The organism is Kluyvera sp. Awk 3 (genome assembly GCF_028069715.1).
Taxonomy (GTDB): Bacteria; Pseudomonadota; Gammaproteobacteria; order Enterobacterales; family Enterobacteriaceae; genus Kluyvera; species Kluyvera georgiana_A.
On the sequence record NZ_JANEWH010000309.1, the window covers coordinates 1 to 734 of the forward strand.

General features: G+C 36.1%; 2 pseudogenes. Both read right to left on the reverse strand.

Features of this window, described 5'->3' with window-relative positions:
• Window positions 1-199: pseudogene (locus NNN71_RS24820) on the reverse strand (hypothetical protein); the annotation flags it as partial.
• A gap of 40 nt (window positions 200-239) precedes the next feature.
• A pseudogene (locus NNN71_RS24825) lies at window positions 240-734 on the reverse strand (amino acid oxidase); the annotation flags it as partial.

A 734-nucleotide genomic window follows, 5' to 3' on the forward strand; every position in this document is an offset into this window, starting at 1 on the left:
GGATAATTAAAACCAGACATATTGAAGCAAAAACCAATATTAATTTAGAAATTCTACTTTTAATATTTTGATTGGTAAAAAACCACCATCCAAATAAGAAAAATGCAACAGGTAATCCATTAGGTTTGCACCCAATCGCAAGAGAGAAGATGGCTAACAATAAAAGGAAAACTCTCCATTGGAATTTTTTTTCGGCCACAGAGTTAAATAATCGCTTTTCATCTCATTATCCGTTGAAGTTAAACCAAGTTCATATTTTCTATAGCTTCAACAACATCATAGACATTATCTATTTTGCCCCCCATTACGCAGTGGAAGCCTTTAATTCCATGATTTGGTCTAAATAATATTGGTCGAGAATCATCTGTCTCACTTCTTGGTAAAAGTGTTTTAACCTCCCACAGCGATTTCTGATACCTGCACTCTTGTAAAATTGGCATATATCGAGATGCATCGTTAATCATATATTGCCAAGCTGTGTGCATTTTGGCAGAACAAATTCGTTCATGGGGATCAATAAAACTGCCACTATCTTTATCATGCCATTCATAATGTGGCGTATAACGAACGTGGCTAAAAGAATGCATGCCTATTGATGGAAACGGCATCACAGAAAAGAAAGGTCCGCACATGACTGTAAATCCCAAGTCGCGAATTTCGTCCGGAACATCTACAATACACATTTCTGTGAGTTCATGTTTTAACGGGATAAGTTCAATATCTGAATTCGAAGT